The sequence below is a fragment of the Mycobacterium sp. genome, assembly GCF_008709575.1.
In the GTDB taxonomy this organism is placed as follows: domain Bacteria; phylum Actinomycetota; class Actinomycetes; order Mycobacteriales; family Mycobacteriaceae; genus Mycobacterium.
Genome location: NZ_VYIK01000410.1, coordinates 1 through 654 on the forward strand (window position 1 = coordinate 1; position 654 = coordinate 654).

1 pseudogene is annotated in these 654 nt (G+C 59.9%); it reads right to left on the bottom strand.

The window, feature by feature from the left end:
* A pseudogene (locus tag F6Q13_RS19280) lies at nucleotides 1-374 on the bottom strand (AraC family transcriptional regulator); the annotation flags it as partial.
* Between the last annotated feature and the right edge of the window lie 280 nt (nucleotides 375-654).

The window sequence follows — 654 nt, forward strand, 5'->3', positions numbered from 1 at the left end:
ACCGGGCGTCCGATTAAGTCCTCCACTTCGAGTTCCAGCTCTGCACGATCGAGCTTCACGCACAATTGGACGCAGTCCGCAGCCCATTTGATGCCCGCTGGACGCTCCGGCAGGAACACCGCTGCCTGCACCGGAGTCGCGACCGCCGAGTCGGACCCGCACCATGACTCCGCGTGACCACTGAGCGGAATATTGATGTGGTAGGCATCTATCTCGGACTTGTGGACCAGTTCCACGTCCGCCCCGTATTGCAGACGTCCCACGGTCACGGCACCGAGGCGTGCAGCCTTGAGCCGAGCGTCCACATGCCCGGAGCGTCCTAGGCAACCGAGCCGGTGCGGAGTGAAAATGCGGGAGGCCACATCTTCGACCACCCCCAACTCACTCGTGCGAGTCGACGCATACCGGTGGAAATACCCGTCTACTGTCCCGGACGGGAATCCCATGCGATCACAACTCCGACCACCCGTGGCAGCTGCGAGTTGTTTCTGCGGGTTCATTCCTTGAATCTTGGCGTTGTAGTAGAGGTCACAAGGTAACCTAATGTGTGCCACGCTGCACACTCTTTTGTAGCTCACGTAACAAACTCATGTCAACCAGGCGACGTGCCTCACGTACTTTGAGCGCGTGGCCGGTGGTGGTGCCTCAGCTAGT